Here is a 13,316-nt window from a genome sequence, read left to right as displayed (position 1 = left end):
GTCACACTCTTTTCCACGTCTTTATCAACGGTGGGTACCCACGACTATGTCCCTTGAAGAGCTGCATCTCAATCTTCGCAACCTGACGAGCGACGACTACGACCAGCTGAAAACGCTGATGGACGCGGTTTATCACGATATCGGCGGCGCCTGGCCCAAGCACACCATCGACAAGCTGATCCAGGCCTTCCCCGACGGTCAGATCGCCATCGAGGACGACGGCGTGCTGGTGGGCGTGGCGCTCACCGTTCAGGTAGATTACGACGAATTCTCCAACCCCCACCGCTACGACGATTTGATCGGCCATCGCGAAGTCATCCTCAACGATGAGGAAGGTGACGCGATGTACGGCCTCGACGTGCTGATTCATCCGGATTATCGCGGCTACCGGCTGGGCCGGCGCCTTTACGAGGCGCGCAAGGAGCTCTGCCGCTCGCACAACCTGCGCGCGATTCTCGCCGGCGGGCGCATTCCGGAGTATCACCAGTACGCCGACGAGCTGACGCCGGCCCAGTACATCGACAAGGTCTCGCGCAAGGAGATCTACGACCCGATCCTGTCGTTCCAGCTGGCCAACGACTTTCAGGTCAAGCGGCTTTTGCGCAAGTACCTGCCGGAGGACGCCCAGTCCCGCGGCTACGCGACGCTCTTGGAGTGGAACAACATCCTGTTCGAGCCCGCCGACAGCGTGCTCGATACCCGCCCCACCCAGGTACGCGTCGGCGCGGTGCAGTGGCAGATGCGTGAGTTCTCCTCGGTAGAAGCCGCCCTTCAGCAGATCGAGTACTTCGTTGACGCGCTGTCGGATTATCAGAGCGACTTTGCCGTCTTTCCGGAGCTTTTCAACGCGCCGCTGATGGGCCTACAGGACCGCGCCGCCCAGCAGGATCAGATGGCCGCGGTGCGTTTTCTGGCCGGCTTCACCGAGCGCTTCAAAAGCGAGCTTTCCCGCATGGCGGTGTCTTACAACATCAATATCGTTGGCGGGTCGATGATCGAGGCGGGCGCGGACGACCGTCTCTATAACGTCGCCTACCTTTTCCACCGCGACGGTGAGATCGAAAAGCAGGCGAAGCTGCACATCACCCCGCAAGAGCGCCGCGACTGGGTGATCGAAGGCGGCGACGACCTGCAGGTGTTCGACACCGACGCCGGGCGCGTGGGCATTCTGATCTGCTACGACGTCGAGTTTCCGGAGCTTGGCCGGCTACTCGCCGACCAGGACATGGACATTCTGTTCGTACCATTCTGGACCGATACCAAGAACGGCTACCTGCGCGTGCGCCACTGCGGCCAAGCCCGGGCGATCGAGAACGAGTGCTACGTGGTACTGTGCGGAAGTGTGGGCAACCTGCCGTCGATCGAGAATCTGGACATTCAGTACGCCCAGTCAGCGGTGTTCACGCCCTCGGACTTCGCCTTCCCTCACGATGCGGTGCTGGCGGAAACCACACCCAACACCGAGATGATCTTCTTCTCGGATCTGGATTTGACGCGGCTCACGGTGGTGCGCGCCGAAGGCTCGGTGACCAACCTCAAGGACCGCCGCAAGGATCTGTTCGACCTGCGCTGGCGCGACTGGTCCTGGAAGTCCGGCGCCAATCTGGACGACTGAGGATTGGTCAATAGCGATTCGTGAATGGTGAATAAAAAAACGCCGCCCGGTTGGGCGGCGTTTTTTATGGTGTGCTCAAGAGGTGCGCTCAAGGATTGTCCGGCCACACCAGATGACGCGGCACCCGCCCCTTTTCATCGAAGGCAACCCCTTCGGCGCGCAGCTTTTCATGCTGGCGGGCCGCACCGCCGTGATCGGCCAAGGCAAGGCTTGCCGAGATCACCCGGTGCCAGGGCAGCTCGTGGCCTTCAGGCAGATGGCGCATGGCGGAGCCGACCGAGCGCGCCGTGGCGCCTTCGGTCATTTTCGCAATACGCCCGTAGGTGGTCACTCGCCCTTCGGGAATCTGGGCCACGATGGTGTAGATCTGCTCAAGAAGCGCTGCACGCATGGGCCACCCCGTCGTCGGTAAATCGTTTTAAAGCGCGGCCACCTGCTGATCGATGGCCTGACACGCTTCCTTGAGCGCGCTTTCGCGCCGGTCGTCACCCATGTTGAGCCCTTCGGCGTAGATCGCGTTCACATCCGTGAGGCCCATCAGCCCCAGCATGCTTTTCAGGTGCGGGGTCTGACTGTCCATCTCGGTGCCGGCGTACATACCACCGCGGGCGGCCAGAATGATCGCGCGCTTGCCTTCGATGAGCCCCTGCGGGCCGTTTTCCGTGTAGCGGAAGGTCTCTCCGGCACGCAGTACGCGGTCGAACCACGCCTTGAGCTGGCTTGGCACACCCAGATTGTACATCGGCACCGCCAGCACGATCACATCGCTTTCACGAAGCTCGAAAAGCATTTTGTCGGAGATGGCCGCCAGGCGCATCTGCTCGTCGCTGCGCTCATTCACCGGGGTCTGCCAGGTACTGAGCTCGTCGAGCGCCAGGTGCGGCAGCGGGTACTTCACCACGTCGCGCACGCTTACCTCGACGCCTTCGCGCGCCTCGGCCTGGGTCTTGAAGTGCTCGGCCAGCGCATTGGACTGGCCATGTTCGCCCAGAATGGAGGAGGTAACGAGTAAAACGCGGGTGCTCATGACAAAGCTCTCTTGTGCGGATGATGAATCGCGCCATTTTAAATCGAATTTGTGCAATGTGAAGCGCATCCTTTCGCGGCACTAAATCGATAAAAACGAATGAAACAAAAAACCCCGCCGGTAAGGGCGGGGTTTGCTAATGGCGCTTGACCGGGAATCAGTCGCGGTCCGGCCAAGCGTTGGGGTCGACCTTATGCGCGAGTTTGGGGAACTCGCGGGGTCTGAACACCGGCTCCACCCCTGCCTTGAGCTGGGTTTCGTAATCGCGAAACAGCGCAAAGGCGATGGGCGAAAGCATCAAAATCGCGATCAGGTTGATGATCGCCATGGTGCCCATGGAGAGATCGGCGAAGTTCCAGATCGCCCCCAGACTCGCGACCGAGCCCACCATGATCATGCCCAGCACCGCCAAACGGTAAATCATGATCGCCAGCGGCGCGCGCCCGCCGGCCAGGTACTCGATGTTCGACTCGCCATAAGAGTAGTTGGCGATCACCGAGGTGAACGCAAACAGGAGAATGCCCACGGCGACGAAGATGCTGCCCCAGTCACCCACATGGCTTGAAAGCGCCATCTGGGTCAGCTGGATGCCGTTGGTTTCGCTACCCGAGAGAAGCTCCGGGCCGGACATGATGATGATCGCCGCGGTCGCGGTGCAGATCACCAGCGTATCCAAAAACACCCCGAGCATCTGAATGAAACCCTGAGCTGCCGGGTGATCCGGGCGGGTGCTGGCGGTGGCGGCGGCGTTCGGTGCCGAGCCCATGCCCGCTTCGTTGGAGAAGAGCCCGCGCTGAATGCCGTTCATGATCGCCTGGGAGATCGCATAGCCCGCGACACCCCCGGCGGCCTGCTCGAGGCCGAAAGCACCGCGAATGATCGTCATGAACGCCGCCGGAAGCTCGGCAATGTTCAGCGCGATCACCACCAGCGCCAGAATCAGGTAGAGCAGCGCCATCAGCGGCACGACCAGCTCCGCCACCTTCGCGATCGACTTCAAACCGCCAAAGATGATCGGCGCGACGATCACCATCAATACCAGCCCCATGATCCAGGTCGGGATGGCGAAGGCCTGCTCCATGGCCTGGGCGATGGAGTTGGCCTGAACGCTGTTGAAGGCCAGGCCAAAGGCGATGATCAGACAGATCGAGAACAGCACCGCCAGCCAGCGAAGCCCCAGGCCGCGCTCGATGTAGCGCGCCGGGCCGCCGCGAAAGGTGTTGTCGCCGTGATCGACCTTGTAGGCCTGGGCTAGCGTCGACTCGATGAAGCTGGTCGACATGCCGACGATCGCCGTCATCCACATCCAGAAGATCGCGCCGGGGCCGCCGTAGTAGATGGCCACCGCCACCCCGGCCAGATTACCGGTGCCGACCCTGGCGGCCAGACTGGTCGAAAGCGCCTGAAACGATGAAATGCCGCCGTTGGCCTGACGCGAGCCGCGCAGCAGTTTGAACATGTGGCCAAAATAGCGCACCTGGATCGCGCCGGTGCGCACGGTGAAGTAGAGACCGGCACCGATCAGCAGATAGATCAGCACGCTGCCCCACAGTAGGCCGTTGCCACGATCGACCAGGCCGGTCAAAAGTGACGGAAGAGAAAAATCCATAAACCTGTACCCTTGTTATGACGAGATATGACGCAATTAGCCGGCTCATTCTTCACGCCTGCACCAAAATGGCAAGCAGTTTGCGCCTTTTCGCCGATACTGCGCCGCTTTTGACTATTTATCGCGCCGGTTGTGAAACGGCTGGCTCGACCGATTCGGCTTCCCTGTCTATCCTGGAAACGTCACTCACCTTAAGCGCGGCACAGAAATTACGCCAAAATAAAAGCGCTAAATCCTAAAAAAACGACAGGAGACCCCATGAGAAAAAAGTTGCCCAACACTCGCCTGGCCGCCCCGCTACTGATGACAGGCATCGCCTTGAGCACGGCGCCCCAGGCAGTGGCCGATGACGATACGCTCGATTTCGGCGTGCCCGCCTGGCCCGGTATCACGGTCAAAACCGAGATCGCCGAGCAGCTTCTCAACCGGCTCGGCTACGACACCCAGGCGCACGAGCTCGGCCTGCAGGTGGTGTATCAGGGTATCGAAAGCGGCGATGTGGACGCGTTTTTGGGCGTGTGGCTGCCCGCCCAGCGCGCCATGTTCACCCCCCGGCGCGATGACGGCACGCTGGTCGATGTCGCCAACAACGTCGACGGCGCGCAGATGACGCTGGCGGTTCCCGAATACACGTATGAGCGCGGCATTCAAAGCTTCAGTGATCTGACCGAGCACCGCGACGCCTTCAACGGCGAAATTCTCGGCTTCGGCGCGGGCTCGGCGGCGAGTGAAATACTGCAGGCGGCGATCGATGACGACGTGAGCGGCTTCGGCGACTGGCGCCTGCGTGATACCAGCGAGGTCGGCATGCTCAGCGCGGCGCAGGATGCGATCGCCCGTGAGCAGGACGTGGTCTGGGTCGGCTGGACGCCGCACTGGATGAATCTCGAGCTTCCGATGCGCTATCTCGACGACCCGAACGACCTCTTCGGCGAGAACAACGGTGAAAGCGAGGTGCTCACAGTGCTGCGCGGCGACTACGCCAATGCTCATCCGAACCTGGTCGGCTTTTTCGAACAGTTCACCTTCAGCGCCGACGAGCAGAGCTGGATGATTCAGGCCTTCGGGCGCGACGAAGGCGAACTCGACGAGGTGGCGCGGCAGTGGATCACCGAGCATCCCGAACGCGTCGAGGCGATGCTGGCCGATGTCACCACCAAAGACGGCGAACCGGCCTGGCCGGTCATTGAGGCCGCTTATCGTTAGCGCCATCTTCAACCCACCGGCCGGCTAGCGTATGCTGGCGCCCTTTGAAACGGCCGGTGGTGAACGGAATGTCACGCACGCTTTTAAAGGGCCTGGGCCTGGTCGCCCTGCTTGTTACGCTCGCCTTCGGTTGGCGCTGGCTGCAGCACTCCGGGTACATGAGCGCCCAGGGACTCAACGACGCCATCGAGTACGTCAGCCGGTGGCGCGACGCCCCCTGGATGTTCGCCGCGGTGCTGGTGGTATACAACGGAACGCTTCTGGTGATGTTTCCGCTGACGCTTTTGGTGGTGGCCACCGGGCTGTTGTTCGGCCCGGCTTGGGGGCTTTTCTACGCCACGATCGGCACGCTGAGTTTTTCGGTGCTCTCCTACTGGATCGGCCACTGGCTGGGGCGCGACGCGCTGATGGACTATGGCGGGCGCCATCTGCGGGGGCTGTCGGGCTATCTCTCCAAGCGCGGCATTCGCACTATGATCGTGATCAACGTGCTGCCGCTGGCACCGTTTCCGCTGACCAACATGCTGGCCGGCGCTTTTCACCTGCGCTTTCGCGACTACATGATCGGCTCGACGATCGGCATCGTGCCGGGGTTGGCGGCGGTGATTCTGCTGGGCAGCCAGCTCGGGGCGCTCCTGACCGCCGCCAGCCGCCGCGAAGTCGCCTTTGCGCTCGGTGGGCTGGCACTGGGTGCGGCGCTTCTTTACGCCCTGAAGCGCTACGCCGATGCGCGCTCGGCGCGACGCAAGGCGCAGCGTGAGGCGCAGCGCGAAGCCCAAGGTGAAGAAGCGCGTGAACAAACGTGCAAGGATCAGCGCGACGGCGTGTGATGCTGGGCCAGGGTTTGCGCGTAGAAGTGGGTGATGGCGTCGGCGAAGCGCTCGACGTCGTAGTCTTTCGCAAAGGTTCTGGCCTGCTCGCCCAGGGTGTGGCGTAGCGCGGCGTCCCCGCTGATCTCGAGCACTCGTTCGCCCCACACCCGCAGATTTTGCGGCGTCTTGAAGCCGTTATAGCCATCGCGCACCACGTCGTCGATGCCGCTCGAGCGCACCGCCACCACCGGTAGCCCCGCCGCCATCGCCTCCAGAATCACCATGCCCTGGGTCTCCGAGGTCGAGGCGAACACGAACAGATCACCCAGGTGGTAGTAGCTCGCCATCGCCTCCGGCGCGACGGCGCCGGTGAGCGTCACCCGATCCGTCAGCGCAAGCTCGTCGATGCGTGCCTGCAGGCTCTCCCGGTCCGGCCCGTCGCCAATCAGCAAAAGCCGTAGGCGTTCGCCGCCCTGGCCTTGAAGCTGGGCCAGCGCGTCGAGCATGAAGCCGATATTCTTCTCACGGCTCACCCGCGAGACGCTGATCAACACCCGTTCGTTTTCATCGATCTTCCACTGCTTTTTGAGCGCCTCGACCTCCGCGTCGTTCGCTTTCGCGTAGCGGCGGGTATCGATTCCCGTGGGCTGCACCAGCGTCGGCGTTTTCACCCCGATCATGCGCAGGTACTCCTCCGCCGAGTAGGTCGGCACGATCACGCCGTCGCAGCGGTTGGAGAAACGCTTGATCAGGTAGTGCGAAATCAGGTTGCGAAACAGCGCCCCGGGCAGCGGCACGAAGTGGGCGTAGTGCTCGAGCCGAGTGTGATAGGTGTAGATCACCGGCACGTTCAAACGCCGCCCCATCCAGAGGCCCATCGACCCCAGCCAGAACGGGTGGTGCACGTGAATCACATCCGGCTGATAGGCGCGAAGGCGCTGGCGAAAGCGGCGGTTGAACGGGTTGGTGAGGCGGAACTCGCGCTTTTCACCGAAGGCGATGAGCGTGGGCAGGCGCTCCACGCCGTCATCGTCCTGGCGCTGCTCGGCGTAGCGCGGCACCAGCAAAGTGACGCTGTGGCCAAGCGCTGCCAGGCTTTTGCGCAGCCGCTCGACGGAGATCGACACGCCGGAAACGAACGGAAAGTAGTTATTCGACACCATCGCCACGCGCAGAGGCTTGCCAAGATACGGGGTCGGGTCGAGATCGAAGTTGGGGTAGTAGTCGCGCTCTTCGAAAATCAGCCGGTAAAGGCGCATCGCCAACAGCGTCAACAGCCCGACGATCAAGAGAAAGCGCGGGTAGCTGACGTAGAAAAACGCGTAGATGGTCGAGGCGATACTGCCAATCAGACGCCACCAGCCGGGCTGATCGACGTTGAGGCGAACCGGGGCGATCTTGACGCCGTCTTTGCCCACCTCGACCACCACGTAGTGGTGAAAGCTGTCCTGAAGGTCCGTCAGGATACCGCCGGCGCCGCCGGTAGTGACGTAATCCACGCCGTTCAAGGTCTGGTGAGAGAACAGCGACAGGTTGGCCGAGAATACCGCGTCCACCTGATAGCGCTCGGCGAGCGTTTGAATGCCTTCGCTCATACGCGGATCGTTCAGGTAATTATCGGCCTCGAACGGTGGCGCTTCGCTGATCACATTGTGAAGCGGCAACCCAACGAAGACGAAGCGGTGCGTGGCGGTCGAGGCCGAGAGCTCGCGCTCGAGCCAATCGAGCTGCCAGGAGGTCGAGGATTTGCCCGTCCCGTCGAGAAAGATGAAGTGGCTGTCACCGGCCACGAAGGCGTAGAAGTGCGGGCCGAAATACTCGTAGAACAGGTAGCTGCCGAAGTCGCTGTCTTCGTTGTCGCCGTAGGTGAGCACGAAGGGCATCGTAAGCTTAGAGAGGCTTTCGTAAATCGCCCGGTAGCTCTCCTGCTGACCGCTCGCGACGGCGTTGCCCGCCGAGACCATGAAATCGAGCCCGCTTTCGTTGAGACTCGGCACGATCGTCTTGCCAAACACGTTCACGGAATTATTGATGTTGCCCACCACCGCAAAGCGGTAGCTGTCGCGCCCGGTCAACGCCGTGCGGATCTTCGACACCTCCAGCGTGTGAAGCGATTCGAACTCCGGCTCGCCGGCGTAGAGCCATACCTGGTGGATCACCAGCCCCGCCACCAGCGCCAGGTTGAGCGTAAAGGCAAGGCGCAGCCAGCGCTTGCGAGACAGACGAAGAGAACGTGGGGCCATGGCGCTCGAGATGTTCGACAAGAAGGTGGACGTTGAGAAGCGATCTTTGAGAAACGAAGCGAAAACGGCCAAGCGTAGCACAGCCCCGACGTCTCGCGGGTTCAAACCGCGCTAAAACAGCGCCTCACTCGCCCTGCAGCGTCAGCACCAGCCGGCGGCGCCCGCCGTGGTCGCGATGTTCGCACAGATAGATCCCCTGCCAGGTGCCCAGGTTCAATCGCCCGCGGGTCACCGGCACCTGCACGCTGGCCCCTAAAAGGCTCGCCTTGAGGTGGGCGGGCATGTCGTCGCTGCCCTCGAACACGTGCTGGTAGTACGGCGCATTCTCCGGCACCGCGCGGTTGAAATGGCTTTCGAAATCCGTACGCACCGTGGGGTCGGCATTTTCGTTGAGCGTGAGCGAGGCCGAGGTGTGCTGAATGAATACGTGCAAAAGCCCCGCCTCGACCGGGGGCATTTCATCGAGCGCGCGGGTGATCTCGTCGGTAATCAGATGGAAGCCGCGCGGGTGCGCCGCCAGGGTGATGTCACGCTGTTGCCACATGGCGAACCTCCTGAGTCAAGTATCTGGCATCGAATTGGTGAAAGCTGGTCGATTCCGCCACAATACGCAAGTTGCACGCCACGATAGAGACCCATGTTCAAACGCTGGTTCACCCGCGACCCCGCCTCGCCACCGGCGGATATCTGGCGCAAGGCTCGTCAGCAGACGCCGCTTCTGGCCGCACTTACGCCGACGGAGGCCGATCGTCTGGCTGAGCGTGCCTGGCAGTTTCTTCGCACCAAGCGCCTGACCCGTCACGCCGAGCTTTCAAACGCGCCGTTTGAGGATGCCGAGCGGCTGGCCATCGCAGGCCAGGCGTGCCTGCTCACGCTTGGCTGGAGCGACGCCGAGCACCGCGAGGCTTTCGCCAACGTTCACGAGATCGTGATCCTGCCGGAGAGTTTCACCCGCGAGGTGGAAGAGATGGACGAGTTCGGCGTGGTGCATGAGGGCGTCGACGAGCGTGTCGGCGAAACCTCCTACCAGGGCCCGGTGGTCATCGCCTATGCCGATCTGATCGAAAGTGGCGACTTCATCGGCTTCAACGTACTCATCCACGAGCTCGCCCACAAGCTCGACATGGGCAACTCCATGGATATCGACGGCTTTCCGCCGCTACCCCGCTCGCTCTCGGCCAAGCGCTGGCACGCGGTATTCTCGAGCGTTTGGGAAGATCTCAACGCCTGTCTCGAAAAGGGCCTCACCCCGCCCATCGACGACTACGCCGCCAGCCACCCGGGCGAGTGCTTCGCGGTGTGCTGCGAGTACTTCTTCACCGCGCCGGATCATCTGGTCAACGCCTACCCGGCACTTTATGAGCTGCTGTGCGACTACTTCAATCAGGCGCCTTTGGGGCGCATCAAAACCGCCTGATTCACGCTAGCTTATGGCAGCGGCGGCACGCGCCCGGCCATTTCGCGGGCCAGTAAATCGATGAAGGCGTGCACCCGGGCGCTCGCGTGGCGTCTGGCCTGGTACACTGCGTAGAAGTCCGCGCGCACCCCTAACCACTCGGGTAAAAGTGCGACCAGCGCCCCGCTTTCCAGGTGCGCATGTACGTCCCACCAGGAGCGCAGCATGACCCCATGGCCATCCAGCGCGAGTCTTGTGATCACCTCAGCATCATTGCTCGAAAGCCGCCCGCTCACCTTCACCGACTGCGCCGGGCCGCGCCCGCCCCTGGGCTCGAAGCGCCAGAGCGGAAAGTCCGTATCATTCTCCTGCACCACCAGACACGCGTGGCGGGTCAAATCCTGCGGGGTGTCGAGTGCCGGCATGCGCTCGATATAGCCCGGTGCGGCGCACAGCACCCGACGGCTTTCGAGAATCCGTCGGGCAATCAGCCGTGAATCCGGCGGCTCGCCAACGCGAATGCCGATATCCAGGCCGTGATCCAACAGGCTCAGGGGAAAGTTGGTCAGCTCCAGCCAGCCGCTCACGCCAGGGTGAGCGTGGCAGAACGCCGACAGCAGTGGTGCGACGTGGGCGCGGCCAAAGCCGAAAGTGGCGTTGATGCGCAGCGCGCCGCTGAGCGCCTGGCCCTTCTCCTCATTGAGCGTGCCTTCGAGCTCGGCAAGCTCCTCGAGAATCAGCGCGCCGCGCGCAAGGTAGCGCTCGCCTTCCGGCGTCAGCGTCAGCCGCCGCGTGGTGCGCGCGGCAAGGCTCACGCCCAGGCGAGCTTCGAGCTGCTTTAGGCGCTTGCTCACCGCCGACAGCGAAAGCCCGAGCGCGCGCGCCGCGGCGGTCAGGCTGCCGGCGCGGGCCAGGTGCTGGAAAAAGGCAAGATCGTCGAGGGCGGCCACGCATTATCCACTCAAAGGCAACAATACCTTGCAGTATAGCCCGATTATTTCCCGCGCCAAAGCCGCTACACTCGGCTGGATCTTCCACCACTCAAGGAGCGACTCATGGCCCACACCATTGCGGTCATCGCCGGCGACGGCATCGGTACCGAAGTCATGCCCGAAGGTATTCGCGCGCTTGAAGCCGCCGCGAAGCGCTTCAATCTCGACCTGGCGTTCACCACCTTCGAGTTCGGCAGCTGCGACTACTACCTTGAGCATGGCCAGATGCTGCCGGACGACTGGTTCGAGCAGCTCAAGGGCTTCGATGCGCTGTTTTATGGTGCCGTCGGCTGGCCGGCGAAAGTGCCGGACCACATATCGCTGTGGGGCTCGCTTCTGCAGTTTCGCCGCCGGTTCGACCAGTACATCAACCTGCGCCCCTGCAAGCTGATGCCGGGCATCAAGAGCCCGCTGGCCGGCCGTGAGCCCGGCGACATCGATTTCTACGTGGTCCGTGAAAACACCGAAGGCGAGTACTCGAGCATTGGTGGGCGGATGTTCGAAGGCACCGAGCGCGAGGTGGTCATTCAGGAAACCGTGATGAGCCGCACCGGCGTCGACCGCGTGCTGAAATACGCCTTCGATCTCGCCCAGACACGCCCGCGCAAAAAGCTCACCTCGGCGACCAAATCCAACGGTATCTCGATCACCATGCCCTACTGGGACGAGCGCGTGCTGGAAATGGCCAAACAGTACCCGGAGATCGACGTCGACAAGTTCCACATCGACATCCTGACCGCGAACTTCGTGCTCCACCCGGACTGGTTCGACGTCGTCGTGGGCAGCAACCTGTTCGGCGATATCCTCTCGGATTTGGGCCCGGCCTGTACCGGGACCATCGGCATCGCGCCCTCGGCCAACATCAACCCGGAAGGCCACTTCCCGAGCCTGTTCGAGCCGGTCCACGGTAGCGCCCCGGACATCGCGGGTAAAGGCATCGCCAACCCCATCGGACAGATCTGGTCCGGCGCGATGATGCTCGAACACCTGGGCCACCTGGACGCCGCCAAGGCGATGGTCGACGCCATCGAAGCGGTGCTCGAAGCGGGGGATCCGCAGGTCTTGACGCGGGACGTCGGCGGGCAAGGCACGACCGAGACCCTGGGCCGGGCGATCGCCGAGAAAATCGCGGGCTAGAACGGCTTGGCAAACGCCTCGGTGCGCCGGTCGATCAGGTGCTCGCGGCCAAGGTGAGTGATATCGGTCACGCCCATGAGCGCCAAATCGCGTGCGAGCTCCTCCTTGACGAGGTTCAGGGCGTGGCGCACCCCGGCCTCGCCCGCAACGGCGGCGGCGTAGTTCATCGGCCGGCCGATGAACACGAACGCGGCGCCCAGGGCGAGCGCCTTGATCACGTCGGTGCCGCGGCGAAAGCCGCTGTCGATCATGACCGGGATGTGCTCGACCGCGTCGACCACTCCCGGCAGCGCCTCGAGCGCGGCCGGGCTGTAGTCGAGCTGGCGTCCACCGTGGTTGGAGACGATCACCGCGTCGCCGCCCAGCGCCTCGACCCGTTTTGCATCCGCCGGGTTGAGAATGCCTTTGACGATCAGCTTGCCCGGCCACAGCGCCCTGACCCGCTCGAGATACTCCCACTGCAGGTGGCTGCGCCCGGAGAAGTCGCGATTGACGTTTTTCGACATCACCGCGATGCCGCGCGTGGCGTAGTTGTTCTCGAAGTGCGGCATGCCGTGATGATAGATCGTGCGTAGAAAGGTGCCGAACAGCCAGCGCGGGCGCGTGATGCCATCCAGCGCCAGGCGTAGGCTCGGGCGCAGCGGCGACGAAAATCCGCTCTTGCGGTTGTTGTCGCTGTTGGGCGGCACCGGGTAATCCACGGTGATCACGAGCTTTTTGTACCCCGCACGCTCGACGCGCGCCAGCAGCGCCTCGATCTCCTCGAACGTGCCGGGCAGGTAGGCTTGAAACCAGTCGGTCTCCCCCACCCGCAGCACCTCCTCCAGTGGTATCAGCGAGCTTCCGCTGAGAATCATCGGCACGCCTTCGCGGGCCGCCGCTCGGGCCTGAACGATATCACCGCGGTAGGCGGACAGCGCGCTAATGCCCATCGGCGCAATACCAAAGGGCGCGCGGTAGGTCTCCCCCCAAAGCTCGGTTTGCAGCGAAATGTATGAGACATCCACCAGCGCCCGGGGCATCAGCCCGAATTGATCGAAGCAGCGGCGGTTCGCCGCGTGGGTATGGCCCTCCTCGGCGCTGTTGGCGATATAGCCAAATAGCGGGCGCGGAAGGTAACGGCGCCCCAGCGCTTCGAAGTCGTGCAGATTGCGGGCTTTGTCGAGTCGGCTCACGCGAGATTCCTTTCAGGTGGACGCCCCATTTCAGGTCGATGCCCTAAAACGCGCAAACCCCACGGGCGTGGGGTTTGCGGGGCTAACGGGCACTATAGTAGCGC

General features: G+C 62.8%; 12 protein-coding genes. 5 read left to right on the top strand and 7 right to left on the bottom strand.

Going from position 1 to position 13,316, the window contains the following annotated elements:
• The first annotated feature begins 46 nt into the window (after window positions 1-46).
• Window positions 47-1,615 carry a bifunctional GNAT family N-acetyltransferase/carbon-nitrogen hydrolase family protein gene (locus RN347_RS05505; protein ID WP_252107225.1) on the top strand — a complete coding sequence of 523 codons (1,569 nt, stop codon included), beginning with the start codon at window positions 47-49 and terminating at the stop codon, window positions 1,613-1,615.
• Between the two features lie 88 nt (window positions 1,616-1,703).
• Here RN347_RS05505 and RN347_RS05500 read toward each other — a convergent pair whose 3' ends face one another.
• From RN347_RS05500 to RN347_RS05490, 3 genes are all read right to left on the bottom strand, one after another.
• On the bottom strand, window positions 1,704-2,006 hold the full coding sequence (locus RN347_RS05500) for an MGMT family protein (RefSeq protein ID WP_263584582.1): 303 nt from the start codon (window positions 2,004-2,006) through the stop codon (window positions 1,704-1,706).
• Window positions 2,007-2,033: 27 nt separating this feature from the next.
• On the bottom strand, window positions 2,034-2,642 hold the full coding sequence (locus RN347_RS05495; RefSeq protein ID WP_311960470.1) for an NAD(P)H-dependent oxidoreductase: 609 nt from the start codon (window positions 2,640-2,642) through the stop codon (window positions 2,034-2,036).
• A 157-nt stretch (window positions 2,643-2,799) separates the two neighbouring features.
• A complete protein-coding gene (locus tag RN347_RS05490) occupies window positions 2,800-4,251 on the bottom strand; it encodes a sodium:alanine symporter family protein (RefSeq protein WP_311960469.1) in 1,452 nt (483 codons plus the stop codon).
• 258 nt (window positions 4,252-4,509) lie between these two features.
• Between RN347_RS05490 and RN347_RS05485 the strand changes: the two genes are divergently transcribed.
• Both RN347_RS05485 and RN347_RS05480 read left to right on the top strand, forming a co-directional pair.
• On the top strand, window positions 4,510-5,457 hold the full coding sequence (locus tag RN347_RS05485; RefSeq protein ID WP_311960468.1) for an ABC transporter substrate-binding protein: 948 nt from the start codon (window positions 4,510-4,512) through the stop codon (window positions 5,455-5,457).
• 68 nt (window positions 5,458-5,525) lie between these two features.
• Window positions 5,526-6,287, top strand: coding sequence for a TVP38/TMEM64 family protein (locus RN347_RS05480; protein ID WP_263584586.1), 762 nt, complete (start codon window positions 5,526-5,528; stop codon window positions 6,285-6,287).
• On the opposite strand, the gene RN347_RS05475 is transcribed toward RN347_RS05480, so the two are convergent.
• Both RN347_RS05475 and RN347_RS05470 read right to left on the bottom strand, forming a co-directional pair.
• Window positions 6,269-8,512 (bottom strand): glycosyltransferase, encoded by a 2,244-nt coding sequence (locus tag RN347_RS05475; RefSeq protein ID WP_311960467.1) that lies wholly within the window; start codon window positions 8,510-8,512, stop codon window positions 6,269-6,271. The genes RN347_RS05480 and RN347_RS05475 overlap by 19 nt on opposite strands.
• A 124-nt stretch (window positions 8,513-8,636) precedes the next feature.
• Window positions 8,637-9,056: a secondary thiamine-phosphate synthase enzyme YjbQ gene (locus RN347_RS05470; protein ID WP_311960466.1), complete on the bottom strand. Its 420-nt coding sequence runs from the start codon at window positions 9,054-9,056 to the stop codon at window positions 8,637-8,639.
• 93 nt (window positions 9,057-9,149) lie between these two features.
• Between RN347_RS05470 and RN347_RS05465 the strand changes: the two genes are divergently transcribed.
• Window positions 9,150-9,929, top strand: a complete 780-nt coding sequence (locus RN347_RS05465) for a zinc-dependent peptidase (RefSeq protein ID WP_311960465.1) — start codon at window positions 9,150-9,152, stop codon at window positions 9,927-9,929.
• An 11-nt stretch (window positions 9,930-9,940) separates the two neighbouring features.
• On the opposite strand, the gene RN347_RS05460 is transcribed toward RN347_RS05465, so the two are convergent.
• Window positions 9,941-10,858, bottom strand: a complete 918-nt coding sequence (locus tag RN347_RS05460; protein WP_311960464.1) for a LysR family transcriptional regulator — start codon at window positions 10,856-10,858, stop codon at window positions 9,941-9,943.
• Between the two features lie 105 nt (window positions 10,859-10,963).
• On the opposite strand from RN347_RS05460, the gene RN347_RS05455 reads away from it, so the two are divergent.
• Window positions 10,964-12,037 carry a tartrate dehydrogenase gene (locus RN347_RS05455; RefSeq protein ID WP_311960463.1) on the top strand — a complete coding sequence of 358 codons (1,074 nt, stop codon included), beginning with the start codon at window positions 10,964-10,966 and terminating at the stop codon, window positions 12,035-12,037.
• Here RN347_RS05455 and RN347_RS05450 read toward each other — a convergent pair.
• Window positions 12,034-13,212 carry an alpha-hydroxy acid oxidase gene (locus RN347_RS05450; RefSeq protein ID WP_311960462.1) on the bottom strand — a complete coding sequence of 393 codons (1,179 nt, stop codon included), beginning with the start codon at window positions 13,210-13,212 and terminating at the stop codon, window positions 12,034-12,036. The genes RN347_RS05455 and RN347_RS05450 overlap by 4 nt on opposite strands.
• Window positions 13,213-13,316: the final 104 nt, after the last annotated feature.

Source organism: Halomonas sp. PAMB 3264 (genome assembly GCF_031954245.1).
GTDB lineage: Bacteria > Pseudomonadota > Gammaproteobacteria > Pseudomonadales > Halomonadaceae > Vreelandella.
The sequence above is the reverse complement of the archived record's forward strand: the minus strand, read 5'-3'. Positions and strand labels throughout refer to the sequence as shown.

Coding starts and splice junctions, on each gene's coding strand:
- RN347_RS05505 (WP_252107225.1), top strand. CDS start 47: ATGTCCCTTGAAGAGCTGCATCTCAATCTTCGCAACCTGACGAGCGAC.
- RN347_RS05500 (WP_263584582.1), bottom strand. CDS start 2,006: ATGCGTGCAGCGCTTCTTGAGCAGATCTACACCATCGTGGCCCAGATT.
- RN347_RS05495 (WP_311960470.1), bottom strand. CDS start 2,642: ATGAGCACCCGCGTTTTACTCGTTACCTCCTCCATTCTGGGCGAACAT.
- RN347_RS05490 (WP_311960469.1), bottom strand. CDS start 4,251: ATGGATTTTTCTCTTCCGTCACTTTTGACCGGCCTGGTCGATCGTGGC.
- RN347_RS05485 (WP_311960468.1), top strand. CDS start 4,510: ATGAGAAAAAAGTTGCCCAACACTCGCCTGGCCGCCCCGCTACTGATG.
- RN347_RS05480 (WP_263584586.1), top strand. CDS start 5,526: ATGTCACGCACGCTTTTAAAGGGCCTGGGCCTGGTCGCCCTGCTTGTT.
- RN347_RS05475 (WP_311960467.1), bottom strand. CDS start 8,512: ATGGCCCCACGTTCTCTTCGTCTGTCTCGCAAGCGCTGGCTGCGCCTT.
- RN347_RS05470 (WP_311960466.1), bottom strand. CDS start 9,056: ATGTGGCAACAGCGTGACATCACCCTGGCGGCGCACCCGCGCGGCTTC.
- RN347_RS05465 (WP_311960465.1), top strand. CDS start 9,150: ATGTTCAAACGCTGGTTCACCCGCGACCCCGCCTCGCCACCGGCGGAT.
- RN347_RS05455 (WP_311960463.1), top strand. CDS start 10,964: ATGGCCCACACCATTGCGGTCATCGCCGGCGACGGCATCGGTACCGAA.